The organism is Paenarthrobacter sp. FR1 (genome assembly GCF_051106045.1).
GTDB lineage: Bacteria > Actinomycetota > Actinomycetes > Actinomycetales > Micrococcaceae > Arthrobacter > Arthrobacter nitroguajacolicus_A.
On the sequence record NZ_JBPFSF010000008.1, the window covers coordinates 1 to 26,358 of the forward strand.

Here is a 26,358-nt window from a genome sequence, read left to right on the forward strand (position 1 = left end):
CGTTAGAGTGGGACACGAGGACCTCCTGGATTGTGTAACTGCTCTCGACAAGCACCACACAACACCCGGAGGTCCTCTTATTGCGTCACATCAATCCCGTGTCACCAACCTGCCGGGACACTACAACTAGGCCGCGGGCGTCATTAGCCGCGGCAGAGCTCGCCGTACTTGGCGCCGGCTTCCTGGAAGGCTGCATTGAGCTCGCCCAGCTTGGCTTCATCCGGGGTTTCCTTGGCCTGCTCGTCCAGGAATTCCAAGATGGCGGTGACAACCGGCTTCATCTCTGTGGAGGCCACTGGCTCGATGGGCCGGATGGCGTTGGCCGCACGGATGGTGGCGGTCTGGCTTGGGCTCTGGGGAATGCCGGCGGCGGCGACGCCCACGCGGTCGCAGGTTTCCTTGGTGGTCAGCTGCTGCTGAGCAGAACAAGCGGAAGCCGAGACAAGCAGCCCGGCAGCGATCAGGACAGTGGTGAGTTTCTTCATGATTCCCTCAGTGGTCGACGTCCCTCTGATTGTAATCAGTGCAGGGCCCCGGTCCCGCATTAGGCCCGGCTTGCCCCGCTGCCGAAGCCACCGCCTAAGCCGCTAGAGCGCCGGAGTCCGGGGTGGCACCGTCCGCCGTGAACCCGTGGCTTCGAAGGCTGCGGCCAGCGTCAGGAGTGCAGCGTCATCGTAGGCCCGACCGGCGAAGGTGAGCCCCACGGGCATGCCAATGTCTGCCATCGTTCCCATCGGCACGGTGACAGTGGGGATGCCAAGATGCCTGGGGACGAGGTTGCCGTTGGCTACCCACACGCCGTTACGCCAGCCGAGGTCCGCGGAGGCCGGGTTGACGTCCATGTCGGCAGGTCCGACGTCGGCGGCTGCCGGGAACAGGACCGCGTCCAGTCCGAGCCCGTCCATCCAGTCCTCCAAGTCAACGCGCCGGGTCTCTTCCAGCCCGCGCACTCCGCCTTCCAACTCAGGGATCTCGGTGAAGCGGGAGACGCCGTAGTCGCGGACCTGCCGGGGATAACCGGAGATGTGGTCGTCGAAGCCGGTGTAACGGTCCGCCAGGGCGCCTTTCGGGTGCGGGAAGATCGCCGCGCCGTCCACATCGGCGAGCCTGCTGAGGGCGGGATCACCGTTGGCGCGCAGGAAGTCGTCCCACGCCCAGGCCGAGAGGTCCTCGATCTCACGCTTGAGGTATGCGGAACTGACCAGGCCGCGGGTGGCGATGGTAGGTGTGCCCGGTCGGTCGCCTTCATAGTTGGAAACCACGGGGAAGTCCACCAGCACAACCTCGGCCCCGGCAGCTTCAAGGTCGCGCTTCGCGGCTTCCCACAGTTCCATCACGGAAGCCCGCGTCTCGATACGCTGCCCGGTAGGGCCACCGATGCCGGGCTGCTCACTGGAACCGGCGTCCGGATCCGCGTTGATGTACATGCGCGGCACTCCGAAGCGTTTGCCCCGCAATGCCAGCCGCCCGCCGTCGGCGTCTTCCACGGCAAGCGCCAGGTATGACTCCGGCCGGACCTCGGAGGACTTCGGGATCTGAACCCAGGGCTGCGCACGCCAGAAGTCACCGCGGGACTCGGCGTCGTCGGCCACGATCACGTCCAGCAATTCCAGCATGTCGGCCATGGTTCGAGTGTGCGGAACCACGACGTCCATGGTGGGCACCAGTGGCCAGTTGCCGCGCACCGAGATGACGCCGCGCGAAGGCGTGTACGCGCACAGAGCATTGTTCGACGCCGGTGCGCGGCCACTTGACCAGGTCTCCTCACCAAGGCCGAAGGCCCCGAAACTGGCAGCCGTCGCGGTGCCGGAGCCGTTGGAGGAACCGGAACCGAATGCGGCCGTCAGGAAGTCTGCGTTGTAGGGGCTTTCGGCGCGTCCGTAGACCCCGCGTTGCATGCCACCATTCGCCATCGGTGGCATGTTGGTCAGGCCGATCAGCACGGCCCCGGCATCGCGGAGTCGTTCGATGGTGAATGCGTCGCGCTGTGCCACCAAATGTTCAAAGGCCGGCGAACCGGCTGCGGCGGTGAGGCCCTTGGCCAGGTAGCTGTCCTTGGCTGTGTATGGAATGCCGTCCAGCGGTCCGAGCACCGCGCCCTGCGCCCGGCGTTCGTCCGAGGCCCGGGCATCGGCCAACGCATCGGGATTCATGACCACCAATGCGTTGAGCTTGATGCCGTTGTGGTCGTAGGCCTCGATCCGGTCGAGGTACGCCTGGGTGAGCTCCTCGCTGGTAGCCTTCCCTGTTTCCAGCGCCTGGCGCAGTTGCAGGATAGAGGCCTCAACGACGTCGAATGGAGCCATTACGCTGCACCTCCAGCGACCTGTGTTCCGCTAAGACGCGGCTGCTGCTGGGTGATGCAGTGGATCCCGCCCCCGCGGGCCAGGATTGGCCGGGCGTCAACAGTGACGACGCGGCGGCCAGGATAGGCCTCGGCAAGAATCTCAGCGGCGAGCGAGTCGGCACGTTCTTCGCCGTAGCCGCAGGCGATCACTCCGCCATTGACCACTAGGTGGTTGACGTAGCTCCAGTCCACGAAGCCGTCGTCGTCGCGCAGCGTTTCCGGTGCGGGCAGCGGCACAATCTCGAACGGCTTGCCCGCCGCGTCCGTCTGCGTTTCCAGGAAGGCCTGGAGGGTGCGGCTGACGTCATAGTCCGGGTGCTCGGGGTTCGTCTGGGAATGCAGCAGGATACGGCCGGGAGTGGGCAGGGTGGCCACCATGTCGATGTGGCCCCGCGTGCCCAAGTCCTCGTAGTCGCGGGTCAGTCCGCGAGGTACCCAAATGACCTTGGTGGATCCGATGGTGCGGGCCAGTTCGGCTTCAACCGCTGCCTTGTTGGCGTAGGGGTTCCGGCCCGGATCCAGCTGCACGGTTTCGGTGATCAGCACAGTTCCTTCGCCGTCCACGTGGATGGCGCCGCCCTCGTTGACCAGCAGCGAGCTGACCAGTTCCGCGCCGGAGTTCGCGGCGACGAAGCGTGCCATTCCGGCGCTCTTCTGCCATTCGGACCACGCCGGGGCACCCCAGCCGTTGAAGATCCAGTCCACAGCGCCAAGCACGCCGGGACGGTCGTCGTCCAGCACGAAGGTGGGTCCGACGTCGCGCATCCAGAATTCATCCAATGGCGCCTCGAGCTGTTCGATGCCGCTGCCCAGCATGTGGGCTGCGCGCTCGCGCTCGCTGGGGTCCACCACCATGGTCACCGGTTCAAATTCGGCCACCGCTTGGGCGACGGCGGTCCAGGCCGCGTAGGCCTCTTCGGCCGAGGCGGCGTCGTCGCCGAGGGTCAGGCCGGTGCGGGGAAACGCCATCCAGGTGCGCTCATGCGGTGCGGTTTCGGCCGGCATTCTCCAAGCCATGGGTGACTCCTTCGTCTTTAGTGCAAATCCTCTTGTTGATCACACGATCAACAATGCTGAAAAGGTAATCTAGACTGGTCCTTGATGTCAAGCACTCCACAGAAGCGCGCACTCCGGAAGTCACCGGCAGAACGCGCCGCAGAAATCACCGAAGCCGCCCGCGAACTCGCTCTCGAGGCCGGGCTCACGGCACTGACGCTGCGCAATGTTGCCGCCCGCGTGGGCGTCGCTTCAGGCCTGGTGGCGCACTATCAGCCCAATATGGATGCACTCGTCTCCAGCACATTCGCAACCATCGTGGCCGCGGAAACCCAGGAAGTCGCAGGCCTGCTGAGCCAGCGCCCAGGACCGTCGGAACGGCTCGGCCTGCTGGTGGACACCCTCCTGGACAACAGCCGGCTCGACGTCACGGCAATCTGGGTGGAAGCCTGGACCTTGGGGCGCCGCAATGAGACCCTCGCCGCCTCCGTCCGCGAGCAAATGGATGCGTGGCAGAAGGTCTTTCAGGGAGTCGTGGAGGACGGCAACGCGACCGGTGCGTTCAACGTTTCCGATGCCGCTGCCGTCGCCTGGCAGATCCTCGGCATGGTGGACGGCCTCAACGCGCAGGCCTTGGTCCGTTGGGACGGCGTCAATGATCGCGGCACCCACCTTGCCCGCGCAGTGGAGGGCATGGTCGGCGCGGCGAGGGGTTCCCTCACGCCCAAGCCAAGCGCGTAAGGGCACCGCACCCTGCCCTAGGCTGGAGCAATGGCGATCATCCACAAGGCAACCCTGTCCCCGTCCAAGCTCGAACTCATCGCTGACTACCTCCCGAAGCAGCCCTGGTTCATCCAGGAAGGCGCACCGGAGCTCATCGGCGCCTACCGCTTTGATGATCCGGCCGGAGAGGTAGGACTCGAAACCCACATCGTCGCCGCCGGCGAGCGCATTTACCAGGTTCCGCTGAGCTACCGTGGCTTCGAACTGGCCGGTGCCGAGGAGTGGCTCATCGGCACCATGGATCACTCCGTCCTGGGCAAGCGCTTCGTTTACGACGCCTGCGCCGACCCCATCTACGTCAAGGCCCTGACCGCTGCCATCCTTACCGGCCAGAAAGAGGCCGAGCAGTTCGTCGACGGCGAGCCCGAGCCCCGCCCCAGCACCGTCACCGTGAAGGGCAGCGGAACGCTCGACGTCGGCGTCCCCGCCTTGAGTGCCTCGGCGCCGGTCTCGGGTAGTGGCGTGACGATCATTGATGCCGGTGAGCTTCGGTTGAAGGTGGCACGGGTGGTGGATGTAGCTGCAGATTCGTCGTCCAACACGGCAGCCGCCCCGGAACTTCACGGCGAGCTGACCCTCAACGGCACATGGGCCGGACTGGAAAGCCCGGTGGAGCTCGCCGCGGTAATCCGGGACTGACCACAGTCAGCAACGCCCGGGTATCTGTTGGCTGCAGGGACTCCGGGCGTAGGCTGGCAAGCGAAGCCATCTACTCCGTTAGGGGTGCACTATGAACAAACCTCAGAACATCATTCCGGCCGCGCAAGACCTTGCCCGCGAATGGGTAACGCACGCGGCAGAGGGCAAATCGTCGCAAACGGACGCCGTGGTGAAGTGGGCTTTGTCCCGGATCAACCATGCCGATGTCCCAACCGTGGTGCACGGAGTCATGCTCACGCTGACCGGCAACAAGCGGACCGCGAAGAAGGCTCAGCGCACTGCTGCGCAAGCAGTCAAGAGGACAACCAAGGCCCTCCGGCGAAGGACAAGCCAGCGCAGCCCGCGCCGCGGCGGTTTGTTGATCGCCCTGGCCGCTGCCGCGGTGGGGGCAGGTGCCGTGCTGGCGTGGCGGATGATGGTGCCCCCGGGCGAACCTGAGCCGGTCAAACAGCCGGAAGCACCGGTCCAGCCGCCGGTTCCTCCGGTTCCCTAAAGCCTGGACCCTTAGAGTCCCGGGCCTTTAAGCCCGGGCTTGGCCAAGGTACCGGCGCCCCTAAGGCGCCGGTCCGTCGTCGTGCCGCTGAACCCTTCTCCTGAGCGAGGTTCCGGCGAAGAGCCAGTAGGCCCCCGCACTGGCCATCAGGAACCCCACCACGCCCAGGACCACCAGCTGGGTAATAATCCCGACGATGACCATGACGAAGCCGGCCAGAACGGCCAGAGTGCCAAGAACGGTACGTGCCAGAGCACCTCGGGGGCGGCCGGACTTCAGCTCAAAGGCGAGGTCGGGATCCGTTGCAGCGAGATCCCGCTCCAGCTCTTCCAAGCTCCTGCGTTCTTCATCCGACAGCGACACCGGAATCATCCTCACCACACGAGCAGGGCCGCGAACGTAGCGGCGACGCCCAGGCCACCAGCACGGGCGTTGTTTGCCGTGCTATGCCTTCATTATCTTCCCGTTCCAGCCTTCTTGCTACTGGTTCTTACGGTGATACTCCTACAACGCCTGGCTGGCCGGAACGGTGTCGTTGAGTATCCGGAGCGCGTTGAGGGTCCGGCGTGCGGTCTCGGTGGGTGCCATGAGGTCTCCTTGGATGAGTGGGCTAGTTCTGGATCCGGCGGATGAAAACGCTCGCAACCGCCGTCGACAAGAGCAGTAGTGCCGCGATCAGCAGGCTGGCCTGGAGGCCGGGCACGAATCCCGCTGGACCGGCCAACGAGGCACCGAAGACGGCCACGCCGATGGGAATCAGCAAAAGGCTGACCATCACCAGGGAGCCTGCGGGAGCGGCCAAAAGCATCGCCACCAAACCTGCCACCAGAGGAGACAGCCCCAAATGTTGCTGGAGGAAAAGGCTGATGACAAAAACCATGCCGTACCAGCCAACCATGAAGCTGAACCCCCACCGAAAGGGCAATCCGAAGACCTGGAGACTGGAAGAGGTCCAAGGGCATCATCGGGCTGCGTCCCCGGGCCTGCGCCAGAAGGAAAACCGCGAGGGCCAGGACAGCAACGGCCAGTGACGCCAACACCTGCGCCGCCCCGAACCCAAGCACTCCACCCTCGATCAGCCCAAAGATGAGCGCCCCCACACCCGCGAGCGCGGCGATTTGACCCAGCCAGTCGAACGTAGCGGGCCTGACCGGCGAAACGGGAACTTTCATCAGCAAGGCCACGGCAACTGCACCCACCGGAACATTGATCAGGAAGACCAGCCGCCAGTCGATGGTGGTCAGCAGGCCGCCGAGGCCAGGACGAACGACACCACTCCGAAGGTGAAGGCACGCTTTGCACCGATCCGATCGGACAGGTTGCCGGCGAAGAGCAGCAGGGACGCGAACATGAGCGTGTAACCATCCACGATCCATTGCTGCCCTGCCGTGCCGCCGCCCAGCTGGTCGCCGATCGTGGCCAGTGCAACGTTCACGATCAGGGCGTCGAGGGTAATAACGAAGAAGCCGAGTGTGGAGACAGCGAGAGCAGTCCGGCTTGCGTTGCTGGGAGCGGGAGTCGCCCGGGTCGGGGGAACGCGGGTTGAGGTCACCTGTCAAGGACACACCTGTTCAGACGCACGTGGGAGAGCCCCTTGTTACAGGGTCCGGCAGTACCTCCCTCAACCATCAGCGTCACAGACAAAACGTCCCCTTATCGGCGACACGAAACGGGCCCTCAGCGCACTTAAGAGGTCCGGCGCCTGCTTTCGACCGCTGGAACCGGCTCGCCCACTCAGCAAAGAAAACTGTTGACCTCCGTCACATAATCCGCAAGAATCATTCAAGTCAAAAGATCTTAGTACTAAGACAATTGATACTGACTAAATTCAAGCCAAGTCACTTTCAATAGGTTCAGGTTGTGCTTGGCCAACCTCGACGCGACAGGAATTACACGGATGCGGAAGACTCTCCTTGCATCGCTTGCACTTGTAAGCGCCCTGGGCATGACCCTCACTGCTTGCGGCCAACCAGCCGGCCAGGGCAATGGCACCATCGACGGGAAACTGGAAAAAACCAGCTTGAACGTCGGCGTGCTTCCGCTGGCAGACTATGCCGCCGTCTACTGGGCCGAAGACCACGGATACTTTGACAAAGCCGGCCTGGACGTCACGCTGACACCCATTCAGGGTGGGCCCATCGGTATCCAGCAGGCCGTGTCCGGTCAGTTGGACTTCAGCTTTTCCAACACGGTTTCCTCAGCTATTGCAGTGCAGGGCGGCGCACCCGTCACAACAGTGGCCCTGACCAGCAGTCTCGGACCGAATTCGCTGGGCGTGTTTGTCAAAGCGGACTCGCCCGTCAAGGCCATCCAAGACCTCAACGGCAAGACGATCGGGATCAACACCACCAACACCATCGGGGATGTGACTTTCCGGAACCTCGTGGCCGCAGAAGGTGTCACGGTAGAGCCTTCGTGGGTTGAAGTTCCCTTCAACGAGATGATCGCCGGAGTTCAGGCCGGCTCCATAGAGGCCGGCTATTTGCCTGAACCTTTTGCTTCGGCCGCTGAAAAAGCCGGCCTTCGACGCATCGTCGACCTCTCCAGCGGACCCAACGCCGGGCTCCCCATCTCCACCTTCATAGCGAACAACAACTTCGTCAAAGACAACCCGGATACAACCGAGGCATTCGTCAGTGCCGTCTACGCTGCCGGCAACGACATTTCGGGCAAGGAGGCCGAGTTCCGGACTTGGCTCCCGAGCGTATCCAAAGTTCCGGCGGAGGTGGCCAACACCATGGCCCTTCCCCGCTTCGAAGCGGGAATGAGCGTGGAGAAGGTCCAGTCCGTGGCTGACATCCTGATTAAGCAAGGCATCATCCAGCAATTCGACGCCGGCAAGTCCACCTACTCCGCCCCGGGAAAGCCGTGAGGCTCCTGCGCGACCCCCTGAGCCAGAACAAGACCATTGTCCTGGGCGTCGCAGGAACCCTGGGCGTGCTGGCGATGTGGGAACTGCTGATCCGGAGCGGGGCAGTATCCAAGCCCGGACTGCCGGTTCCCACCAGGGTCATGGCTCAGGCAGCAGAGCTTCTGGGAAACACCGTTTTCCTGAATCAGGTGTTCACCACCATCGGCGAATGGCTTCTGGGACTTGGCGTCGCGGCCATCGCCGGCATCCTGGTGGGCGGCCTCATGGGCGCTTTCCCAGCCGTCTTCGTGGCGTTCGAATACCCTGTGGAAACCTTCCGGACCCTTCCTTCAATCGCAGTCGGCCCCATTCTCGTGTTGCTGCTTGGCGCCGGTGTGGCACCCATCGCCATCACGGTGGCTTTGTCCAGTATTTGGCCCATCCTCCTCAACACGCTGTACGGAGTTCGGGGTACCGACCCAACGGCGGTGGCTACAGCCCGGACGCTGGGTGTCCGTCCGCTCGGTTTGCTGATGCAAATCAGGTTGGTCAGCGCGCTGCCGTTCGCGTTCACCGGAGTGCGGGTGGCGGCGTCGATCGGTTTGATCGTGACCGTCAGCGCAGAGCTGTTGATCGGCAGCGGACAGGGAATCGGTGGATACATTTTGCTTGCCAGCACCAACGCCGGGAACCTGGACGGCGTCTACGCCGCCACCATCATCGCAGGAGTCCTCGGCGTCCTGATCAACGCCGCCTTTGCCCTGCTGGATCGCACAGCATTCAACTGGAAGAAAGGCTTGGCACAGTGAGCACGCTCTATAAGGCTCGGGGCAAAGAAGCTGCGGCCGGCACCGTGCCCCGGGCGCCAAAGAAGGGTTTCAACGGCAAAAGGTTGCTCCTGCGATTGCTGGTACCGGCAATCCTCGTGGGAGTTTGGTGGGCATTGTCCGCCAGCCCCACTACCGGACTGTTCATTGCGAATCCGTTGAAGGCGGTGCTTCGCATCGGACAAGACTTCCTCAGCACCGATCCCTCCACTTTCTTCTTGGGCAAAGCAACGTACGAGCATCTGTTGCCGAGCCTCGGCCGGGCAATGGCAGGTCTGGGCCTTGCTACCGCTGCGGGGGTGGCGGCAGGCATCGCACTTGGTTCCCTGCCTGTGGCGGCCGCGCTCTTCCAGCCACTCATCCATCTTGGCCGTTCGCTCCCCAGCCCGGCATTGCTGGGAGTCTTCTTCTTGCTGTTCGGCACCGGCGACGCCCCAAAGATCTTCCTGATCGCGTTCGGTGTCGTCTGGCCAATCCTGTTCAACACGATCGACGGAGTGAACTCGATCGGCCACCAGCGGCTGCAAGCCGCGACGGTTTTCAAGATCCGCCCGTTCGATGTCCTGTTCCACGTCATCCTGCCAGGGGCGTCGCCCAAGATCTTCGCTGGACTCCGGACGTCCCTGTCGCTGTCCCTGATCATCATGATCATTTCAGAGTTGCAGAAGTCCAAGAACGGGCTGGGCTATCTGCTGGTGACCACCCAGCGAACGTTCGACTACACCAATTTCTGGGCCATCCTGATCGTCCTGGGTTTCCTGGGCGTGACTCTCAACTTCCTATTCCACATTGCCGAACGCCGGGTCCTCGCCTGGCACCGAGGAGCGACACAACAACATGACTAGTGCAACAAGCACCGAACAAGCGATTGAACTTGAGTTGCAGTCCGTGTCCAAGTCCTACGGAAAGAACCTTGCGGTTAAGAGCATCACCGCCAGCATTCCGCAAGGCAAGGTCAGTGTCATTGTGGGCCCATCGGGCTGCGGAAAGTCCACGCTGCTGCGCATCATCAGCGGCTTGGACTTTCCCACCCAGGGATCGGTCACATTCAACGGCGCGCCCGTTAGAGGCGTACCCGAGGGGCTCGCCATGGTGTTTCAGGACTATTCACGGTCCTTGTTCCCTTGGATGCGCGTGGACAGGAACATCGGGTTTCCGTTGCGGCACATCTCCGCAGACGAGCGGCGGCAGAGGGTTCAGGAAGCGATCGATGCTGTCGGCCTGAAGGGCAAGGAAAAACTCTACCCCTGGCAGATGTCCGGAGGCATGCAACAGCGGGCGGCCATAGCCCGGGCCCTCGCTTCCCATCCCAAGCTCCTGCTGATGGATGAGCCCTATGCCTCGGTGGATGCCCAAACGCGGGCCGACCTGGAAGACCTTCTTCTGGATATCCACGCCACATTGGGGGTCACGGTTTTGGTGGTCACCCACGACATCGACGAAAGCATCTACCTGGCGGACCACGTCATCGCTCTTTCAGCTCCCCCGAGCGTTGTGGCCGAAACAGTGGAAGTGGACCTGCCCAGGCCAAGGAACCAGATCAGCACCAAACAGGACCCTCGTTTTGTGGAGCTCCGCGCCCATGTCACCTCCCTTCTGCGCAGCCACTGAACGGCGCGACGACGTGACTACCCATTGCCCAGCATTTTTAACGGACGGAATTCGACCATGAACCCTGAGAGCCTCACCGAACCCCTGAACGGGCCAGCCGGTCCCAGCCAGGCGTTGGCGTACGACGTCCTCCCCAAGGCGGCATCAAGCAATCACCCGGATCCGGAGACTCCTGATGAAATCTATGTCGGAGGCATCTGGCGGCGGGGAACCGGGCACGTGATCGAGTCCATCGACCCCGCGACGGGATTGTGCTTCGCCACCTTGCACGGCGCCGTTGTCGAGGACGTCCACCAGGCGGTTCAGGCAGGCATCGAGGCTGTCCACCGCAGCGGCTGGGCCCGCCGGTTCCCCCACGAACGCGCATCCGTCCTGTACCGGATCAGCGACGCAATCGTCGCCAACGCTGACAAGATCGCTGAACTGCAGACTCTGGACACCGGAAAGACTCTCTCGGAAACCCGCGCCTTGGCATTGAGCGCAGCAGGAACTTTCCGCTATACGGCAGCTGCATTGGAAACCTTGGAGGAGGCGCTGACTCCCTCACGCGGCAATTACCTCAGTGTTTCCACGTACGAACCCGTAGGGGTAGTGGGTGCCATCACCCCGTGGAACTCGCCCATTGCCAGTGACGCCCAAAAGGTCGCACCAGCACTCGCCGCCGGTAACGCTGTGGTCATCAAACCCCCGGTGTGGGCCCCTTGGGTCTCGTTGCTGCTGGCTCGAATTTGTGACGACGCCGGCCTGCCGCCTGGACTGCTCTCCGTGCTGCCCGGTCCGGGAAGGACGGTGGGAGAAACTTTGGCCCGCCACCCTCAGGTGGGCAAGATTTCATTTACGGGAGGTACTTCCACGGGACGGACCCTTGGCCGTGTTGCCGCGGAGAAGATCATGCCCATCACCCTGGAACTTGGAGGCAAGTCCCCCACCATCGTGTTCCCCGACGCTGATCTTGACCAAGCGGTGGCAGGCATCCTGTACGGCATCTTCTCGTCGTCCGGCCAGAGCTGCATTGCGGGTTCCAGGGTCTTCATTCAGCGTTCGATCTTCGAAGAAGTCGTGGGGAGGCTGGTAGAGGGGGCCCGGAACCTCAGAGTGGGGCCGGGAACTGACCCCGCAACCCAAGTGGGCCCCATGATCACCCACGCGCACAGGGACAGCGTGGCAGCCATGGTGGACACCGCCCGCCGAGATGGGGCGACGGTGCTGTGCGGCGGCGGGCCTCCCGAGGATCCGGACTTGGAGGCGGGAGCGTACTACCTCCCCACCATCCTCAGCGGAGTCCAGAATTCCGCCGCTATTTGCCAGGAAGAGATCTTTGGGCCTGTTGCTGTCGTCCTGCCGTTCGACGACGAGTCGAGCCTTGTCAGGGAGGCCAACGACACCGTGTTCGGCCTTGCCTGCGGAATCTGGACCAGTGACTATCGACGCGCATGGCGCACAGCCAAAGCGATCCAAGCCGGAACGGTGTGGGTGAACACCTATAAGCAGTTCAGCATCTCCACGCCTTTCAGCGGCACCAAGGAAAGCGGTCTGGGCATCGAAAAGGGCCGTGAGGGCATCCGATCCTACATGCGGCAAAAGAGTATCTATCTGGACCTGTCGGGCAACCCCTTGGGGTGGGCAGGCCGCCAGACCGTCGTCGAGCAACCATGAAAGGCATTCCCGTGACCAGCAGTCCCACAGTCCGCACCCTGCGCGTCCACCAGAAGAGCTGGGAGGCCGATGGCGTCACCAGCCTGACCTTGACTGATCCTTCGGGCGCTCCCCTTCCGGGGTGGGTTCCCGGCGCGCACTTGAGTCTCCGGCTGCCCAACGGGCTCACCCGCGAGTACTCCCTGTGCTCTGATCCCGGGAGCTCGGCGTCCTGGACGGTGGCTGTGCTTCGCACTCCCGATTCCCGGGGAGGAAGCAAGTTTGTCCACGATGACCTACCCGTCGGTTCCTTGTTGGACGTGGAAGGTCCGCGAACCAACTTCTCCCTGGAGGAAGCCGGCAGCTACGTGCTGGTGGCCGGCGGCGTAGGGATCACGCCCATCATCGCCATGGCCAGGCAACTCGAAAAAGACGGGGCCGATTGGTCGCTCCTGTACACGGGCCGGTCCAAGGCCACCATGGCATTTCTTGGCGAGATCTCAGCGATGCCCCAGGAGCGCGTGACGATCCATGCCGATGACGAAGCCAACGGCAATTTTCCCGATATTGCCGGCGCCATAGGGTCCCTTGGTGAAGACTCCCTGGTCTATGTTTGCGGTCCCGAGCCGCTGATGAAAGCAGTGGAAGCCGCAATGTCAGATCCCGCCCAACTGCGGCTCGAGAGGTTCAAGGCTCCGGTGCCGGCGGCACCGCCGGCTGAGGAGACCACCAGTTTTGAGGTGGTCTGCCTCAGCAACGGTCAACGGATAGCGGTGGGGCCCGACATTTCGGTACTGGACGCCCTGAACCAAGCCGGAATCAACGTTCCAAGTTCCTGCACCGAGGGCATTTGCGGTACCTGCGAAGTGGGTGTGGTGGAAGGAGACGTGGACCACCGGGACTTCCTCCTCAGCCCTGCCGAACAGGCAGAAAACAAGTCCATGTTCGTCTGCGTCTCCCGCTGCAGGTCGCGGGAACTGGTCCTGAATCTCTGATCCACGTTCGTCCCATCCCACCCAAAGCTGGAAGGTTGCCATGGTATTTTTCGCCGCTGAACCCGTATGCAAACTCCGATCCCTCCGATCGGTTTCCCTCAAAGTCCCCCACACTGGGGCCGCCAAGGACTTCTACCATGAAGTCTGGGGCCTCTCCACCGTCGAGGAAGACGGCAACAAGTTTTGGCTGCGGGGAACAGGAGCAGACCACCACATCCTTCGCCTGGAGCAAGCAGAACGGAACGGACTGGGTTCAGTCTCGTTCGCCCTCTCCACGCCGCAGGACGTGGACAGGGCCGCCGTGAAACTCGCGGCCTTGGGAATTCCGCTCTTCCGCGAGCCCGGGCCGTTGGATGATGCTGCCGGTGGTTACGGATTACAGCTGGTGGACCCAGAGGGGCGATTGGTGGAACTCTCCGCCAATGTCCATGCCGTGGTGTCCCAGGAGCCGGCCGGCCGGCGCGCCTTACCCCGGAAGATCGCCCATGTGGTGCTCAACACCGTAGACATCGATCGTGCCACTGACTTCTACACCCAGGTACTCGGCATGCGCATCTCCGACTGGTCGGAGCACCAGATGGCCTTCCTCCGTTGCAACGCCGAGCACCACGTCATTGCGTTCAACCAAGCACCCTGGACTTCCGTCAACCACGTGGCATACGAGATGCAGAGCATTGATCACTTCATGCGAGGCATCGGCAGCCTCAAATCTCACGGCATCGCGCCGCAATGGGGTCCGGGCCGGCACGGGCCGGGCGACAACACGTTTTCCTACTTCACAGACCCCAACAACCTTGTGTGCGAATACACATCCGAGGTTGCCCAAGTGGACGAGGACAGCTGGCTCTGCCGCACATGGAAGCGCACTCCGGAGTTGTCCGATCAGTGGGGAACGGCTGGACCGCCCACGGCGTCCGTCCGAAGCGCCATGGCCGGCGTGGCGGACCCCGGCTACCGGGAGCTGGTGCAGCCGAGGTCCGAGGGCTACTTCTTGAACGCGGAGGCCGTCCATGCTGAAGCCCGCTAACGCCTCCGAGACTGCGATGCTCCCGCAAGCATCCCTTCCGGAAACGGAACCTGCCGTCCGTTGGATGTCCTCCAAGGGTGTTTCGGTTGACCTGCGCGGATCCGGGACACCGGTGTTGATGATGCACGGAATCGGCGGCAACGCTGACTCGTGTGCCCCGCTGGCGGAACTACTGACCGCCCACGGCTACCGGACGATTTCCTGGGATGCCCCGGGATACGGCAAGTCCACAGATGCCTCCATCCACGAGGACCACGTTGATGTGGCTGCCGCGTTGCTCAATGAGCTTGAAACCGGTCCTGTGCACGTCTTCGGCACCTCGTGGGGCGGGGTCATCGGCACCCAGCTCGCGGCTCGGTATCCGGAATTGGTGAGCTCACTTGTACTGGCAAGCAGCACCCGCGGATCCTGCCTCACAAGGGAATCCGCCGACCGGATGCTCAAGCGGATCAGTGAATTGGGCGAAGTGGGTTCCGTGGCGTTTGCCGCCCGGCGTTTCCGCAGGCTTGTCTCGCCGGTGACGCCGATAACCGTCGCCGAGGCGGTTCGCAGTGGCATGGCCGCCGTCCGCCTGCCGGGCTACTCCGCGGCCGCACGCATGATGGCCCGGACCAACAACGCCGTGATGCTGACTGCGTTGAAAGTTCCGTCCCTGGTGGTTGTGGGCCGGGATGACTTCGTCACCGGAGTTGAAGAGTCCCGGTTCGTGGCGAAACTCATCCCCGGCGCCGCCTTCGAGATCCTCGAGGACGCGGGGCACGCCGCGCTGCAGGAACAACCTGGACCTATGGCTGAGGCAATGCTTGGTTTCTGGGCGGACCGGGCATGAGCCGGCTCGTGGTGGTCAGCGGCTCGGGCCGCGGCCTTGGGTTCAGCATCGCAGAACGGCTTGCCTCGAACGGTGACCACGTCGTGCTGGCCGAGAAGAATCCTGAGTTGGCCGAATCAGCGCTGGATACCCTGCGTTCGCAGGGCCTCAAGGCAACAGCCAAGATCACCGACATCGCAGACAGCTCCTCCGTGTCTGATCTGGCCAGGGCCGTGGAGAAACTCGGGGGCGCTGACGCTCTGGTCAATAACGCCGCACTCGCCGACGGCGTGGGTGGGGACGCGTTCTGGGAACTCGACGATGCCTTCTTCCAACGTGTCATGAACGTGAACGCTTTTGGGACCTGGCTCATGAGCAAGCACTTCTACCCACAGTTGGCGGTAAAAGGCAGTGGTTCCATCGTGAATATCGCCTCGGATGCCGCTTTGTACGGCTCTCCCCGACTGGTGCACTACGTGGGATCAAAGGGCGCAGTCCTGTCCATGACCCGCACCATGGCTCGTGACGCCGGCCCCGCTGGCATCAGGGTTAACGCCGTAGCGCCCGGCCTGACCCGGGTGGAGGCCACGGAAGCCGTCCCAGCGTCCAGGTTCCAGCTGTACGAAGACCACCGCGTACTGCAGCGTGAGCCGACCCCTGCTGATGTCGCGGGAGTCGTGGAGTTCCTCATCTCCGATGCCGCAGCTTTTGTCACCGGCCAAAACATCATCGTGGATGGCGGTTTCGTCATGGGCCACTAATCCACACCATCCCCCCACGAAGTTGAACCCCAATAGAAGGAGAACCGTACATGGACCTGCAGTTGAAAGACCGGACAGTGGTGGTGACAGGTGCCAGCTCAGGCGTAGGCCTGGCCACGGCCCGGTACCTTCTTGGTGAAGGAGCACGCGTGGCGGCGTGCGCACGGGACTCCGAGCGGCTGGCCGACGCATTCGAGGAGTTCTCCTGGGCAGACCCCGACTCCATCCTTCTCGCGTCGTGCGACGTCACCGACCGGAGCGCCACTGACGGTTTCATCGACCAAACACTCCAGCGGTTCGGCGGCGTGGACGGACTGGTGTGCAACGCCGGCCGCTCACTGATGGCCACGCTGGACACCACCACCGACGACCAGTTCCGCGAAGAGTTCGAGCTCAAGATCTTTGGCGCATGGAACATCATCAGATCGGCCCGGAATGCCCTCGCGCAAGCCGCGGCCACCCCGGAAACCCGCCACCCGCCGTCGTCGTATGCCACACCGGCCACCACCTCCATAGTGAACGTGAACGCGATCCTGTCCCGGCAGCCCGAACTCCGCCTTGCCGCTACGTCAGCGGCAAGGGCAGGCCTGCTCAACCTGACGCATTCCATCGCCGAGGACCTTGCGCCGGACGGAATCCGGGTGAACTCGGTATTGCTCGGTCTCATTGACACAGGACAGTGGCGACGGCGATTTGAGAAGGCTGTCACGGACCTTGGTTATGCGGAATGGAGCGCGGAAATCGCTAAGGACAGGGGGATCGGCTTGGGACGGTTCGGCACGGCGGAGGAAGTCGCCTTTCACATCGTCACGCTGCTCTCACCCCTGAGCGGCTACACCACTGGAACAACCGTCGAAGTCGGCGGCGGAGTCAACAGGTACGTCTGACCAACACCATTCAAGCAACGAAAGAGAATCGATGGCACAGCAAGAATCAAACGAGGCTCCCAAGGGTCCAACGGGCGGGGATGTCCTGGTACGGGTGATGCGTCGGCACGGCATCGACACCGCCTTCGGCGTCATCAGCATCCACAATCTCCCGTTGGTGGAGGCCGTCGACAGGGAACTCCGGTTCGTCCCCATGCGCCACGAGGCCGCCGCCGTCAACGCGGCGGACGCCTACTCACGTGCGACGGGAAAGTTCGGCGTGGCCCTGACCAGCACTGGAACCGGGGCGGGCAACGCCGCTGGTTCGATGGTGGAGGCGCTGACCGCTGGAAGCCGCGTCCTGCACATCACGGGCCAGATTGACAGCGAGTTCCTTGGCGGGAACCGCGGGGTGATCCACGAGGTTCCCCGACAACTGCAGATGTTGGACGCAGTGTCAGGCTACGCCCGCACCATTTTCAACTGCAAGGATGCCGAGGCGGATCTTGAGGAGGCCGTCGCGCATTTGCAGGCCCTCCCCCACACCCCGTCGAGTATCGAGTGGCCTATCGACCTTCAGTATCTGGCACATCCGGACGAACAGCGGGCCATCGATGTCACCGCCCATCAGCCCCCGGGGGTCGACCAGGCCGCCATTGCACAGGCCGTCGCGCTCATAGCCAAGGCGGAACGCCCGCTGATCTGGGCCGGGGGTGGAGCGGCAGGGGCGGGCGGGGCGTTGCGCACCTTGGTTGAGTCCTTGGGTGCCGGATTGCTGACCAGCAACTCCGGCCGCGGAGTCATCCCGGAAGACCATCCCTTGGTGATCGGCAACTTCGCCTCGACTCCGGAGGTCGCCGCACTCCTGTCGGACGCGGATCTCCTGATCAGCGTTGGAACGCACTTCCGTTCCAACGAAACCAAGCATTATCACCTCGCCTTGCCCACGCCCCACCTCCAAATCGACGTCGACGCCGACGCGATCGGACGTGCCTACCCCGCCGATGTTGGGCTGCTGGGTGATGCACGGACCGTCCTTGAACACATCAACAGCCAAGTGGAAGCGTCTTCGGCAAACGCTGCGAAGAGGCATGCAGTGTCCCCAGCCGGAGGTTGGACCGCCAGAGTCCGTGAAACGCGGGCAGCTGTCCGTAACAAGCTCACTCAATACATCGGCGGCTACGCCGAAATCTCCGAGAGCCTGCGCCGGCGGCTTCCCCGCGAATCGGTCATTGCCCGGGACGTCACCATTCCCTCGAGCCAGTGGGGAAACCGGCTTTTCCCTGTCTTCTCTCGGGAAACCAACATCTTTCCGGTAGGCGGCGGCATAGGCCAAGGCTTGGCCATGGGGATTGGCGCCTCCTGCGCGCGGCCGGAGGTTCCCACGGCAGTCATAGTTGGCGACGGCGGCCTGGCCGTTCACCTCGGCGAACTCGCCACACTGGCTGGTACAGACGCATGGTGCGTGGTCATGGTCTTCAACGACGGCGGATATGGGGTTCTCCGTAACCTGCAGGAGGCGAACGGCTTTGCACGCGCGGGCGTGGATCTCTGCACACCCGATTTCCAGCTTTTGTCCCGGTCACTGAACTTACCGTTTTGGCGCGTGCGGGGGTCTGGAAGCTTTGACGCCGCCTTGGAGCAAGCCATCGAAGTCCGTGGGCCGGCCGTCATCGAAATAGATGTCACCAGCCTGAACCCGCAACCAGGTCCCTTTGTTCCGCCGGTCCACATACCTGCAACTGCTGGCAGGGAGGCGTAGATGGAGATCCTGGAGTTCAGCGAGCTGGACAGGGCAACTGGAACAACAGGGCCGTCCTCGGAGCCCTCGGCAACCCGACATTCAGTGGTGTGCCTGCATAATTCGGAGGATATCCAGGAATGGGCTGCGTCAACTGCGTCCGCCGACATGGAGGCACAAAGCACCCCCGTCCATCTCATAGCCACGGGTGTGGCCGCGTTCGAAGCCATCGCTCTGGGTGCACGGCGGCCCGCCCTGGTGAAGAGCCTCATTCTGGGAGATCCGGAGGTGGACCCTGCCCTCCCTGGATATCAGGAGCTCTTGGGGGACGTACAGGCGCCCACGTTGGTCATCGCCGCCGCCCCCACGTTCGACACTGACATTTCCAAGCCGCAAAGCGTGGCCGGAGGAATCAAGGACGGAGTCTTCGTGATCATCGACAACTGCGAGGTGCCAGCGCACCGCAGCCGGCCGCATTCTTTCAACGAGTGGGCCACATCATTTATCAACATAGCTGAAGGACTCCATGCCTTCACCCGACCCGAAGAAGATGGAAATGCCTGAACTGTATCTTGAACCGGCTCAGTCGCGGCTGGGCAATCCGGTCAGCCCCTACGAAAAGAAGCTGTCAGGGGCCCTGGCCGAAATCTTCAGCCGGGGCACCCACCACCTCACGGGAGTGATCGCCGGCCTCAACGACCTGGGCCTCCACGCCCCGGATGGCGCACCTTGGGATGAAGCCCGGTTTCTTGCCGAGATGCGACGACTAGGAGAGTAGGACATGACAATGACAACATCCGCCACCACCGAACATCCGGGCACCGTCCCCACCCCGGCGTCGCGACCACTTGGGAAGAAGAAATACGCAGTGGGCGTCCGCCACCAAATGGACGCCGCCGAACTGGCTTCGACGGGCCTGCGGGATCGCTGGTACCCCATTATCCCTTCCAGATTTGTGGGCACGGGAGCCATGGTCAAGGTGAAACGCCTGAACGTCGATTGGCTGCTGTTCCGTGACGCCTTGGGGCGGGTCCGCATGCTCGAGGACCGATGCCCTCATCGAAGTGCTCCACTTTCCGTGGGCCAGCATTTGGGAGACCGTGTGGCCTGCAAGTACCACGGTGTACAGGTGGATGGGTCCGGCAAAGTTGTTTCCGTCCCGGGGATGCCTGGTTGCGCTCTTGAGGGCAAGACCGCCACCGTCTCGCTTGCTGTTGTGGAGGCCGCTGACATGGTCTTTGCTTTCATGCCCCTCACCGAAGATTCCGAAGTACCGGAATTCAAGCTCCCCGACCGATTGGCGGATCCCGAGGTCTCTTGGTTTTCCAACTATGCCGAATGGAAGGGACCATGGCGCTTCTACATGGACAACGTCCTGGACCCGATGCACGGCGCTTTCCTCCATAGGGAATCCCATTCGATGTCCGGCGGCGACACGAGCGCACGTTTCCGCATCCGCGAAACGGACCGAGGCTTCTTCTTCGAGAAAACGGACCAGCGCGGAGTCAATTTCGACTGGGTGGAGTTCTGCCGCGAAGGCATGGACTACGTGGACCTGGAGATTCCATACGCAGAGTCGGCCGGACCTGGCGGCGTCTTCGGCATCGTCGGCATGTCCACACCGATTGACCAGCAGACATCGGCGGTCTTCCACTGGCGTACGCGACGCGTTTCCGGCTGGGAGCGGGATGTGTGGCGATTCATGTACAAGGCCACACTCGAGGAAAAGCACTGGGTTGTCTTGGAACAGGATCGTGAAGTCCTGGAGGCCTTGGCCGCTGACGCCGATCGGGAAGAGAACCTTTACCAGCATGATCTTGGCGTAGCCAGGATCAGAAGGATCTATCAGGCTGATGCGCGGGAGCAGGCCGCCAAGCTCGAGGCCCTGTAACTTCCCCCGGGAGGCGCTTGGGTGAGGACGGGTCCCTGGCATGCCAGGGACCCGTCCTTGGGTGCATGCACCAACGGGAAACGCCCGGATCCAGCCATTTAGGCGGATCCGGGCGTCCGGTGGGTCATATGGTCAGCGGGTCACGCCGTGCATCTCAGAGGTCGGAGGGTAGAACGGAATCTCCGGCTTCTTCGAGCCTATGATGACGCAAATCAGGGCGTCCTCATCGCTCACAGTACGCAGGCTGCGCGGCACTCCTGCCGGCACGCGGATAAGGTCGCGGTAGCCAAGAGTACGGCTCGCCTTTTTAGTGCCGTCCTCGACGTCGTGGACGCTGAATTCGACGCGTCCCTCAAGAACGAAGAACACTTCCTCGACATCCGGGTGGGTGTGTTCCGGGCCAACACAGCCGGCCGGAAGGACCATGTTGGAAAAGGTGAAGTGATCGGGCGGGAGCACGTTGGTGTCTCCGGAGTGATCACCGGTGGCACCCGAACCGATATAGCGAACCTGGCCGCGACGGAATTTGTCGCCCATTTTCGTCTGGAACTTGAGGGTGTCGAAATCGACCTGGCGGGTCTCCCGCGAAGCGATGGATGCATCAATCATCTCTTCAAGTTCGGGGGTGGTTTCCCGGGTTTCAACAGCTTCACTCATGATGGACCTCTCTCGTTACTACTGCCTTGGTGTCATTGTCTTCAATGACACGCGCAACTATCTCCTCAGATTTAGTTATCTCAACCTTAAGATAATTAGAACCGAGTGACAAGGCCCTGCGCTGCCCTGAAAGATTCTTCCTATCAACCTTTCTTAGACTGAGAAGGTCAGTGCTAAGTTATGTGGATAAAGGGCACACGGACATGAGAGCGGACAAGTATGGGCAAGCAGGCAGATATCAGCGACGCAGTGGACAGCATTCTTGAGGACTGGGCACGGGAGAGGCCGGAACTCGACGCCGGAACCATCGGAGTCTTCGGACGCCTGGCCCGCATCATTATCAAGCAACGCGTGATCGAAAATTCAGTCTTTGAGAAGTACGGCCTTACGCTTGCCTCGTTTGACGTCCTTGCCAACCTGCGCCGCTCAGGCGAACCGCACCGGAAGACCGCCGGCGAGCTGGCCAGTTCCTCCATGCTGACCACTGGCGGCATCACTTTCAGGCTTGACCGCATGGAGGAACAGAACCTCATTGAGCGCGTGCGGACCCGCACAGACCGCCGCGTGGTTTACGCGCAGCTGACGTCCCACGGCAAGGAAGTGATCGATTCGATCTTCGCGGAACACCTTGCCACTCAGCGCCAAATGCTGGAGGGGCTCAGCTCAAAAGAAGTCAACCAACTGAGCACCCTCCTTCGAAAAGTATCCGCATCCATCGACGAATTCGAGTCCGGAAATCCCGCACTGACCAACCTCGAGGCACCATCGGACCGTCCGTCCACCATGGATCCCAGCTAGGCAAACCAGCAGCGACAGCTGGCTTCCGGAACTCCCCAACAGGTGTCAGCGCTGACGCCGGAAAGCGATACAGGAATGACAGCAGCAACATCCCATCGCATTGGAATTATTGGCTACGGCGCCATTGGCGCCCGCGTTGCAGAGGACATCGCCGCCGGCAAGGTCCATGGCGCCGAACTGGTGGGGATCATCGGCCGCAGCGACCCCACGAAGGCACATTCCGCCGTCGAACGCCCTGGAACCACCTTGACCTTGGAGATGGCCTTGGAGCGCTGCGACTTGATAGTGGAATGTGCCGGACAGGCGGCGGTGTCCGAATATGCCGAGAAGATTCTTAGCGCCGGCGTTGACTTCCTGATGACATCCATTGGCGCCCTGGCCGACCAGCCCCTGGCGGAGCGATTGCACGCAAGCGGCCCTGGGCGCTTATTCATGACTTCCGGCGCAGTAGGCGGGCTGGACATCCTTGGCGCGGGAGCACGGGAGGCGGACTATGATTCCGTCCTGGTCTCGACAACCAAGCTTCCCGAGACCCTGATCCAACCATGGATGGACCAAGCCGAAGCACAACGAATCCGCGCCACGGGAGAGCCCCTGGAAGTGTTCCTTGGCTCGGCGCAGGAAGCGGCGCGACTTTTCCCCCGCTCACTGAATGTGGCCGCGGCGGTGGCTGAGGCCGTAGGGAATTGGGACAACGTCCAGGTGCGGCTCACCGCGGACCCGGCCGCGGCGCTGACCACCCACATCATCGAAGCGAACGGTCCCAGCGGAGAGTATCGATTCGAAATGCGGAACAATCCCAGCCCGGACAATCCCCGGACCAGCGCGATAGTTCCATTCGCAGTGCTTCGATCCTTGGAGGCTGCCATTGGAGAGCGTGGCGGGCTGGTCTAGCGCACGCCTCTTCTGCCCAAGGCCGCTGCTGCTGAAGCCAAGGAGCGCTTGCCCCCAGGCCAGTATTGGATGGCGACATCGACGGCGAGTGCTAAGCCTGCTTACGATGGACTGGCGGGCCTTTCACGCCCCACGAGCACGGACTACCGAACGCCGATTGGAAAGCTGAACTCACATGGCACAAAGAAACGCCAGGAAGCTGATTCACCAGAAGTCAGGAACCGAGCCCATTGCCGTTGGCAAGCGGCGTCCGGGACGGGCATTGTGGCTTGTGGCCGCGGGACTTGTCGCTGGTGTGGCGGGTGGAGTTTTTGCTTTCAGGATGCTGTTTCCGCAGGCCTCGACGCCGGAACCTTCGCCATCGCCGTTGGAGCAGCCCAAGGAAATCCTGGTCCCCGAAGAACCCGTAGAGATTTCCACCAGGATGCGGCCCGGCGAGTGGACCGAGGAGTCCTTGCAAGAGCACCTGGAGGAATACCGGCAGCAGATCCGGAAGATGGGCGCCAAGGAATCGCAGATCGTCACCAACGTCGAGCGGACCGAAGAAGGCGCCGCCCGCGTGGTGGTCAGCTGGGACCGCAGCCGGGTGTAGGTCCCGGACTATTCCACGGTTACGGACTTGGCCAGGTTCCGGGGCTGGTCAACGTCGAGTCCCTTTTCGCCGGCAAGTGCTGCAGCGAACAACTGGAGGGGAACCGTTGTCAGCAGTGGCGCAACCAGTGACGACGACTCCGGAACACTGACGACGTCGTCAGCCCAGTACCGCGCGACACCATCCCCCTCTTCGGCGACTGCGATAACGCGTCCGCCGCGGGCCTTGACCTCCTGGATGGTGGACATGACCTTGGAATGCAGGAGGCTGCTGTGCTGGGGTGATGGCACCACGACAATCACCGGCTGGCCATGGTCGATCAGCGCAATAGCACCATGCTTGAGCTCGCCTGCCGCAAAGCCCTCGGCATGGATGTACGCGAGTTCCTTGAGCTTCAGCGCACCTTCCATGGCAACAGGGAATCCAACATGCCGGCCGATGAAGAGCACGGATTGCGTATCCCGCAGCTCGGCGGCCAGCGCGTCGATCCGCGCAGCCCCGTCCAGTGTGCGCTGAATGAGGTCCGGAATCCGCCGCAGCTCCTGGGCCACCTCCCGGGTTTCCGCTTGGAGCGAGGAACCGCGCAGTTGCGCCAAGTAGAGCGCAAGGAGCAGGTTGGCCGTGACCTGGGCAAGGAATGCCTTGGTGGAAGCAACCGCAATTTCCGGCCCGGCCAGGGTGTGGAGGACGCCGTTCGATTCGCGGGGAATGGTGGAGCCCACCGTGTTGCAGATGGACAGGACCACAGCGCCTTGCTCGCGGGCGTAGCGGACTGCCATCAAGGTGTCCATGGTCTCTCCGGACTGCGAAATGGCCACCACAAGCGTTCGGGAATCCAGCATGGGAGTGCGGTATCGGAACTCATGGGCAAGATCCACCTCGACGGGAATCCGGCACCAGCGTTCAATCGCGTACTTGGCGATCTGCCCGCCGTAGGACGCGGTTCCGCACGCAACAATGACCAACTTCCGGATGCCGTCCAGGGTCCCGTCGTCGATGCCAAGCCCGTCCAGTCGGACAGAACCGTCCACGCCGATCCTGTCCTGAATAGTCCGCCGGACCGCTTCGGGCTGCTCCATCATCTCCTTGGCCATGAACGATGCATGCCCGCCCTTGGATGCTGCTTCGGGATCCCACGTCACGGCGAACTCCGCCGTCTCAGCGGGCGCGCCCAGGAAGTCGGTCACAGTGACGTGGTCGGCGGTTACGCTGACAACCTGGTCCTGCCCGAGTTCAACGGCACGCGTGGTGAACTCGGCGAAAGCCGAGACGTCCGAACCAAGGAAATTCTCGCCGTCGCCGATCCCAATCACCAGTGGCGAGTTTCGCCGCGCGGCTACCACTACGCCGGGGTGATCCGCGTGCACGGCCAGCAAGGTGAAGGAGCCTTCCAGCTCCCGACAGGCGTGCCGCATTGCGACAGCGAGTGCTTCGCCAGCCACTTCGGGCCCGCCATTTTCGACGGCGGCACGGTAGGCCTGTGCCAGCAGCGCGGCGGCCACTTCCGTGTCTGTCTGCGACGCGAACTTGTGCCCGTTGCCCTGTAGTGATTGGCGCAGCGGAGCGGAATTCTCAATGATGCCATTGTGGATCACGGCCAGCCTTCCCTGGTCCGCCAGATGGGGGTGTGCATTCGCATCCGTGGGCGCCCCATGGGTGGCCCATCGGGTGTGGCCAATCGCCACCTCACCTTGCGCGAGCGGCTCGGCGAGGAGCGAGTCAGCCAGTTTGGCCAGCTTGCCCGCCTTCTTCCTGACATGGACGCGACCAGCCGAATGAACGGCGATGCCCGCTGAGTCGTAGCCCCTGTATTCCAGGCGGCGCAAGCCACCCAGCACTACATCGAGCGCACGTTCGCGGTGAGTTTCCAGTGAGTCGGCCGGGCCGACGTATCCAACGATTCCACACATGGTTGCCAGCCTAGCCGTTTTTGGAAATTTCTTCCAAGAGATATTGATTGGTGGAAAATTCCTGCTATCGTTGTGATCAACACCACCCTCCCCGAAGTTCAGCAGAGAGACTCCTCTCGACAGAAAGGCCTCGAAAATGACCGCTCGTACACAACGGCGTGGAATGACCATCAAGGCAGCAGCCTTCCTCGCAGCCGCTGGCCTTACGGCCGGATTGGCTGCTTGTTCCCCGTCCGCAGCCGACTCCAAGCCACTCGTTGGGCTCATCACCAAGACCGACGACAACCCGTATTACGTCAAGATGCGCGAGGGCGCCGAAAAGAAGGCCGCGGAACTGGGCTTCGAGCTCCAGGCACTCTCCGGCCAGGGCCAGAGCGACAACGACTCCCAAGTCAAAGCAATCGAGAACCTGGTTGCACGCGGCGCGAAGGGCATCATGATCGCCCCGTCCGATTCCGAAGCCATCCTCCCTGCCATCAAGAAGGCACGGGACGCCGGCGTGTTCGTAGCGGTCCTCGACTCCCCCACCAACCCGGCGGATGCTGCCGACGCAACCTTTGCCACGGACAACTTCCAGGCCGGGGTGCTGATCGGCCAGTGGGCGGCTGCCCAGTTCGCCAATACACCCGCGCGGATCGCCATGCTTGACCTCAGCCCCGCCCAAGTGGCAGTGGACGTGCAGCGCAACCAAGGATTCCTGCAGGGATTCGGCGTGGACATCGCCGACAAGAACAAGATCGGTGACGAGAAGGACCCCAGGATCGTGGGGCACGAGGTCACCAACGCCAACGAGGCCGGCGGGCGCGCGGCCATGGAGAAGCTCCTGCAGCGGGACCGCACCATCAATCTCGTCTACACCATCAACGAACCGGCGGCAGCGGGAGCGTACTCCTCCATCAAGGCCGCGGGCTTGGAAGGCCAAGTCACAGTAGTTTCCATCGACGGCGGCTGCCCGGGCGTCAACGACGTCAAGGCCGGAACCATCGGTGCCACCTCCATGCAGTTCCCGATCAAGATGGCCGGAGATGCGCTCCAAGCCATCAGCGCCTATTTGAAGGACGGAACCAAGCCGACCACAACCGACGGCCTTGATTTCACCAATACCGGCGTCACCCTGATCACCGACAAAGCGGCTCCGGGCGTCCCCTCTGAACCCACTACCTGGGGCCTGGGCAACTGCTGGGGCTAGGCCCGGCACCCAGACCACCGTTCATT

At 62.7% G+C, this 26,358-nt stretch carries 30 protein-coding genes; 22 read left to right on the forward strand and 8 right to left on the reverse strand.

Annotation, left to right across the window (positions count from 1 at the left end; all coding sequences use genetic code 11):
• Positions 1-143 precede the first annotated feature (143 nt).
• From ACR30Z_RS15435 to ACR30Z_RS15445, 3 genes are all read right to left on the reverse strand, one after another.
• A complete protein-coding gene (locus ACR30Z_RS15435; protein ID WP_144649287.1) occupies positions 144-485 on the reverse strand; it encodes a hypothetical protein in 342 nt (113 codons plus the stop codon).
• 102 nt (positions 486-587) lie between these two features.
• The gene (locus ACR30Z_RS15440; protein ID WP_144649286.1) at positions 588-2,306 is read right to left on the reverse strand and encodes an amidase; all 1,719 of its coding nucleotides are present in this window, start codon (positions 2,304-2,306) and stop codon (positions 588-590) included.
• Positions 2,306-3,364, reverse strand: a complete 1,059-nt coding sequence (locus ACR30Z_RS15445) for an agmatine deiminase family protein (RefSeq protein WP_144649285.1) — start codon at positions 3,362-3,364, stop codon at positions 2,306-2,308. The genes ACR30Z_RS15440 and ACR30Z_RS15445 overlap by 1 nt, the downstream gene beginning before the upstream one ends.
• 84 nt (positions 3,365-3,448) lie before the next feature.
• On the opposite strand from ACR30Z_RS15445, the gene ACR30Z_RS15450 reads away from it, so the two are divergent.
• The 3 genes from ACR30Z_RS15450 (at position 3,449) to ACR30Z_RS15460 (ending at position 5,279) form a co-directional block, all read left to right on the forward strand.
• Positions 3,449-4,084 (forward strand): TetR/AcrR family transcriptional regulator, encoded by a 636-nt coding sequence (locus tag ACR30Z_RS15450; RefSeq protein ID WP_434373390.1) that lies wholly within the window; start codon positions 3,449-3,451, stop codon positions 4,082-4,084.
• A 30-nt stretch (positions 4,085-4,114) separates the two neighbouring features.
• Positions 4,115-4,765: a CG0192-related protein gene (locus tag ACR30Z_RS15455; RefSeq protein ID WP_434373391.1), complete on the forward strand. Its 651-nt coding sequence runs from the start codon at positions 4,115-4,117 to the stop codon at positions 4,763-4,765.
• Positions 4,766-4,856: 91 nt separating this feature from the next.
• On the forward strand, positions 4,857-5,279 hold the full coding sequence (locus ACR30Z_RS15460; protein ID WP_434373392.1) for a hypothetical protein: 423 nt from the start codon (positions 4,857-4,859) through the stop codon (positions 5,277-5,279).
• Between the two features lie 60 nt (positions 5,280-5,339).
• Here the strand turns inward: ACR30Z_RS15460 and ACR30Z_RS15465 are convergent, their stop codons facing one another.
• Positions 5,340-5,651 (reverse strand): DUF3040 domain-containing protein, encoded by a 312-nt coding sequence (locus ACR30Z_RS15465; RefSeq protein WP_434373612.1) that lies wholly within the window; start codon positions 5,649-5,651, stop codon positions 5,340-5,342.
• Positions 5,652-5,889: 238 nt separating this feature from the next.
• Positions 5,890-6,159, reverse strand: coding sequence for a hypothetical protein (locus ACR30Z_RS15470; RefSeq protein WP_434373393.1), 270 nt, complete (start codon positions 6,157-6,159; stop codon positions 5,890-5,892).
• On the opposite strand from ACR30Z_RS15470, the gene ACR30Z_RS15475 reads away from it, so the two are divergent.
• Entirely contained in the window at positions 6,146-6,310 is a 165-nt protein-coding gene (locus tag ACR30Z_RS15475; protein WP_434373394.1) for a hypothetical protein, read from the forward strand. The two genes, ACR30Z_RS15470 and ACR30Z_RS15475, sit on opposite strands and share 14 nt — an antisense overlap.
• Before the next feature lie 209 nt (positions 6,311-6,519).
• Here the strand turns inward: ACR30Z_RS15475 and ACR30Z_RS15480 are convergent, their stop codons facing one another.
• Positions 6,520-6,831 (reverse strand): MFS transporter, encoded by a 312-nt coding sequence (locus ACR30Z_RS15480; protein WP_434373396.1) that lies wholly within the window; start codon positions 6,829-6,831, stop codon positions 6,520-6,522.
• Between the two features lie 393 nt (positions 6,832-7,224).
• On the opposite strand from ACR30Z_RS15480, the gene ACR30Z_RS15485 reads away from it, so the two are divergent.
• The 14 genes from ACR30Z_RS15485 to ACR30Z_RS15550 are packed head-to-tail and all read left to right on the forward strand — an operon-like array spanning position 7,225 to position 20,292.
• Complete coding sequence (locus ACR30Z_RS15485; protein WP_434373398.1) at positions 7,225-8,151, forward strand: ABC transporter substrate-binding protein; 927 nt, start codon at positions 7,225-7,227, stop codon at positions 8,149-8,151.
• Positions 8,148-8,939 carry an ABC transporter permease gene (locus tag ACR30Z_RS15490; RefSeq protein WP_434373400.1) on the forward strand — a complete coding sequence of 264 codons (792 nt, stop codon included), beginning with the start codon at positions 8,148-8,150 and terminating at the stop codon, positions 8,937-8,939. The genes ACR30Z_RS15485 and ACR30Z_RS15490 overlap by 4 nt, the downstream gene beginning before the upstream one ends.
• Positions 8,936-9,802 carry an ABC transporter permease gene (locus ACR30Z_RS15495; RefSeq protein WP_434373402.1) on the forward strand — a complete coding sequence of 289 codons (867 nt, stop codon included), beginning with the start codon at positions 8,936-8,938 and terminating at the stop codon, positions 9,800-9,802. Before ACR30Z_RS15490 ends, ACR30Z_RS15495 begins: the two co-directional genes overlap by 4 nt.
• The gene (locus ACR30Z_RS15500; RefSeq protein ID WP_144649277.1) at positions 9,795-10,568 is read left to right on the forward strand and encodes an ABC transporter ATP-binding protein; all 774 of its coding nucleotides are present in this window, start codon (positions 9,795-9,797) and stop codon (positions 10,566-10,568) included. The genes ACR30Z_RS15495 and ACR30Z_RS15500 overlap by 8 nt, the downstream gene beginning before the upstream one ends.
• Before the next feature lie 57 nt (positions 10,569-10,625).
• Complete coding sequence (locus ACR30Z_RS15505; protein WP_434373404.1) at positions 10,626-12,224, forward strand: aldehyde dehydrogenase; 1,599 nt, start codon at positions 10,626-10,628, stop codon at positions 12,222-12,224.
• 11 nt (positions 12,225-12,235) lie between these two features.
• Complete coding sequence (locus tag ACR30Z_RS15510; protein WP_434373405.1) at positions 12,236-13,198, forward strand: PDR/VanB family oxidoreductase; 963 nt, start codon at positions 12,236-12,238, stop codon at positions 13,196-13,198.
• 40 nt (positions 13,199-13,238) lie between these two features.
• The gene (locus ACR30Z_RS15515; RefSeq protein WP_144649274.1) at positions 13,239-14,225 is read left to right on the forward strand and encodes a VOC family protein; all 987 of its coding nucleotides are present in this window, start codon (positions 13,239-13,241) and stop codon (positions 14,223-14,225) included.
• Positions 14,209-15,054: an alpha/beta fold hydrolase gene (locus ACR30Z_RS15520; RefSeq protein WP_434373407.1), complete on the forward strand. Its 846-nt coding sequence runs from the start codon at positions 14,209-14,211 to the stop codon at positions 15,052-15,054. The genes ACR30Z_RS15515 and ACR30Z_RS15520 overlap by 17 nt, the downstream gene beginning before the upstream one ends.
• On the forward strand, positions 15,051-15,794 hold the full coding sequence (locus ACR30Z_RS15525) for an SDR family oxidoreductase (RefSeq protein WP_434373409.1): 744 nt from the start codon (positions 15,051-15,053) through the stop codon (positions 15,792-15,794). The genes ACR30Z_RS15520 and ACR30Z_RS15525 overlap by 4 nt, the downstream gene beginning before the upstream one ends.
• A 50-nt stretch (positions 15,795-15,844) precedes the next feature.
• On the forward strand, positions 15,845-16,681 hold the full coding sequence (locus tag ACR30Z_RS15530) for an SDR family oxidoreductase (protein WP_434373411.1): 837 nt from the start codon (positions 15,845-15,847) through the stop codon (positions 16,679-16,681).
• A 31-nt stretch (positions 16,682-16,712) separates the two neighbouring features.
• On the forward strand, positions 16,713-18,422 hold the full coding sequence (locus tag ACR30Z_RS15535) for a thiamine pyrophosphate-binding protein (RefSeq protein WP_434373412.1): 1,710 nt from the start codon (positions 16,713-16,715) through the stop codon (positions 18,420-18,422).
• Positions 18,423-18,965: an alpha/beta fold hydrolase gene (locus ACR30Z_RS15540; protein WP_434373414.1), complete on the forward strand. Its 543-nt coding sequence runs from the start codon at positions 18,423-18,425 to the stop codon at positions 18,963-18,965.
• Entirely contained in the window at positions 18,958-19,179 is a 222-nt protein-coding gene (locus tag ACR30Z_RS15545; protein WP_434373415.1) for a recombinase-like helix-turn-helix domain-containing protein, read from the forward strand. Before ACR30Z_RS15540 ends, ACR30Z_RS15545 begins: the two co-directional genes overlap by 8 nt.
• 3 nt (positions 19,180-19,182) lie before the next feature.
• Positions 19,183-20,292 (forward strand): Rieske 2Fe-2S domain-containing protein, encoded by a 1,110-nt coding sequence (locus ACR30Z_RS15550; RefSeq protein WP_434373416.1) that lies wholly within the window; start codon positions 19,183-19,185, stop codon positions 20,290-20,292.
• 132 nt (positions 20,293-20,424) lie between these two features.
• On the opposite strand, the gene ACR30Z_RS15555 is transcribed toward ACR30Z_RS15550, so the two are convergent.
• Positions 20,425-20,949 carry a cupin domain-containing protein gene (locus ACR30Z_RS15555; protein WP_144649267.1) on the reverse strand — a complete coding sequence of 175 codons (525 nt, stop codon included), beginning with the start codon at positions 20,947-20,949 and terminating at the stop codon, positions 20,425-20,427.
• A 219-nt stretch (positions 20,950-21,168) separates the two neighbouring features.
• Between ACR30Z_RS15555 and ACR30Z_RS15560 the strand changes: the two genes are divergently transcribed.
• From ACR30Z_RS15560 to ACR30Z_RS15570, 3 genes are all read left to right on the forward strand, one after another.
• Entirely contained in the window at positions 21,169-21,747 is a 579-nt protein-coding gene (locus ACR30Z_RS15560) for a MarR family winged helix-turn-helix transcriptional regulator (RefSeq protein WP_244296604.1), read from the forward strand.
• A 75-nt stretch (positions 21,748-21,822) separates the two neighbouring features.
• A complete protein-coding gene (locus tag ACR30Z_RS15565) occupies positions 21,823-22,641 on the forward strand; it encodes an aspartate dehydrogenase domain-containing protein (protein ID WP_434373417.1) in 819 nt (272 codons plus the stop codon).
• A gap of 175 nt (positions 22,642-22,816) precedes the next feature.
• Entirely contained in the window at positions 22,817-23,233 is a 417-nt protein-coding gene (locus ACR30Z_RS15570) for a hypothetical protein (protein ID WP_434373418.1), read from the forward strand.
• 8 nt (positions 23,234-23,241) lie between these two features.
• On the opposite strand, the gene glmS is transcribed toward ACR30Z_RS15570, so the two are convergent.
• Positions 23,242-25,143 (reverse strand): glutamine--fructose-6-phosphate transaminase (isomerizing), encoded by a 1,902-nt coding sequence (gene glmS, locus ACR30Z_RS15575; protein ID WP_434373419.1) that lies wholly within the window; start codon positions 25,141-25,143, stop codon positions 23,242-23,244.
• A gap of 136 nt (positions 25,144-25,279) precedes the next feature.
• Between glmS and ACR30Z_RS15580 the strand changes: the two genes are divergently transcribed.
• Complete coding sequence (locus tag ACR30Z_RS15580) at positions 25,280-26,332, forward strand: substrate-binding domain-containing protein (protein ID WP_434373420.1); 1,053 nt, start codon at positions 25,280-25,282, stop codon at positions 26,330-26,332.
• The last annotated feature ends 26 nt before the right edge of the window (positions 26,333-26,358 follow it).

Coding starts and splice junctions, on each gene's coding strand:
- ACR30Z_RS15515 (WP_144649274.1), top strand. CDS start 13,239: ATGGTATTTTTCGCCGCTGAACCCGTATGCAAACTCCGATCCCTCCGA.
- ACR30Z_RS15535 (WP_434373412.1), top strand. CDS start 16,713: ATGGCACAGCAAGAATCAAACGAGGCTCCCAAGGGTCCAACGGGCGGG.
- ACR30Z_RS15445 (WP_144649285.1), bottom strand. CDS start 3,364: ATGGCTTGGAGAATGCCGGCCGAAACCGCACCGCATGAGCGCACCTGG.
- ACR30Z_RS15470 (WP_434373393.1), bottom strand. CDS start 6,159: ATGGTTTTTGTCATCAGCCTTTTCCTCCAGCAACATTTGGGGCTGTCT.
- ACR30Z_RS15530 (WP_434373411.1), top strand. CDS start 15,845: ATGGACCTGCAGTTGAAAGACCGGACAGTGGTGGTGACAGGTGCCAGC.
- ACR30Z_RS15520 (WP_434373407.1), top strand. CDS start 14,209: ATGCTGAAGCCCGCTAACGCCTCCGAGACTGCGATGCTCCCGCAAGCA.
- ACR30Z_RS15525 (WP_434373409.1), top strand. CDS start 15,051: ATGAGCCGGCTCGTGGTGGTCAGCGGCTCGGGCCGCGGCCTTGGGTTC.
- ACR30Z_RS15475 (WP_434373394.1), top strand. CDS start 6,146: ATGACAAAAACCATGCCGTACCAGCCAACCATGAAGCTGAACCCCCAC.
- ACR30Z_RS15505 (WP_434373404.1), top strand. CDS start 10,626: ATGAACCCTGAGAGCCTCACCGAACCCCTGAACGGGCCAGCCGGTCCC.
- ACR30Z_RS15540 (WP_434373414.1), top strand. CDS start 18,423: ATGGAGATCCTGGAGTTCAGCGAGCTGGACAGGGCAACTGGAACAACA.
- ACR30Z_RS15440 (WP_144649286.1), bottom strand. CDS start 2,306: ATGGCTCCATTCGACGTCGTTGAGGCCTCTATCCTGCAACTGCGCCAG.
- ACR30Z_RS15460 (WP_434373392.1), top strand. CDS start 4,857: ATGAACAAACCTCAGAACATCATTCCGGCCGCGCAAGACCTTGCCCGC.
- ACR30Z_RS15570 (WP_434373418.1), top strand. CDS start 22,817: ATGGCACAAAGAAACGCCAGGAAGCTGATTCACCAGAAGTCAGGAACC.
- ACR30Z_RS15545 (WP_434373415.1), top strand. CDS start 18,958: ATGCCTGAACTGTATCTTGAACCGGCTCAGTCGCGGCTGGGCAATCCG.
- glmS (WP_434373419.1), bottom strand. CDS start 25,143: ATGTGTGGAATCGTTGGATACGTCGGCCCGGCCGACTCACTGGAAACT.
- ACR30Z_RS15465 (WP_434373612.1), bottom strand. CDS start 5,651: ATGATTCCGGTGTCGCTGTCGGATGAAGAACGCAGGAGCTTGGAAGAG.
- ACR30Z_RS15580 (WP_434373420.1), top strand. CDS start 25,280: ATGACCGCTCGTACACAACGGCGTGGAATGACCATCAAGGCAGCAGCC.
- ACR30Z_RS15450 (WP_434373390.1), top strand. CDS start 3,449: ATGTCAAGCACTCCACAGAAGCGCGCACTCCGGAAGTCACCGGCAGAA.
- ACR30Z_RS15435 (WP_144649287.1), bottom strand. CDS start 485: ATGAAGAAACTCACCACTGTCCTGATCGCTGCCGGGCTGCTTGTCTCG.
- ACR30Z_RS15485 (WP_434373398.1), top strand. CDS start 7,225: ATGACCCTCACTGCTTGCGGCCAACCAGCCGGCCAGGGCAATGGCACC.
- ACR30Z_RS15455 (WP_434373391.1), top strand. CDS start 4,115: ATGGCGATCATCCACAAGGCAACCCTGTCCCCGTCCAAGCTCGAACTC.
- ACR30Z_RS15565 (WP_434373417.1), top strand. CDS start 21,823: ATGACAGCAGCAACATCCCATCGCATTGGAATTATTGGCTACGGCGCC.
- ACR30Z_RS15555 (WP_144649267.1), bottom strand. CDS start 20,949: ATGAGTGAAGCTGTTGAAACCCGGGAAACCACCCCCGAACTTGAAGAG.
- ACR30Z_RS15500 (WP_144649277.1), top strand. CDS start 9,795: ATGACTAGTGCAACAAGCACCGAACAAGCGATTGAACTTGAGTTGCAG.
- ACR30Z_RS15550 (WP_434373416.1), top strand. CDS start 19,183: ATGACAATGACAACATCCGCCACCACCGAACATCCGGGCACCGTCCCC.
- ACR30Z_RS15560 (WP_244296604.1), top strand. CDS start 21,169: ATGGGCAAGCAGGCAGATATCAGCGACGCAGTGGACAGCATTCTTGAG.